This window comes from Mesorhizobium sp. M8A.F.Ca.ET.218.01.1.1 (genome assembly GCF_004791165.1).
Taxonomy (GTDB): Bacteria; Pseudomonadota; Alphaproteobacteria; order Rhizobiales; family Rhizobiaceae; genus Mesorhizobium.
The window spans coordinates 1-346 of record NZ_SRUZ01000102.1; the positions used below are offsets into that span (position 1 = coordinate 1).

Genomic DNA, 346 nt, shown 5'->3' on the forward strand with positions numbered 1-346 from the left:
CTGCTTTTGACCTTCGCCATCGCCCCGGTCGTCTCGGCACTGAAGCGGATCGGCATTCCGCGCCTTCCCGCCGTCATAGCCAGCGTGCTTGGGGCCTTCGCCGCGCTGGCGCTGTTTTCCTTCGTCGTCGCCAGCCAGGTCAGCGATCTCGCCCAGAACATCCCCGTCTACCAGATCAACAGCCTGACAAAGATCCGCGCGCTGAAGGAAAGCGGCCTCGGCGGCGGCATCATCTCGCGCTCCTCGCGCATGAAGGCCTCGGAAATCCGCGAGCTGTTGAAGCTGCTCGACCAGCCCGACATCATCTCCTTTGCCGGCGGCATTCCGGACCCTTCGCTGTTTCCGG

The 346-nt window shown here is 64.2% G+C and carries 1 pseudogene; it reads left to right on the forward strand.

The features are described from left to right. Positions 1-346 (forward strand): annotated as a pseudogene (locus EN861_RS34570) (hypothetical protein); the annotation flags it as partial.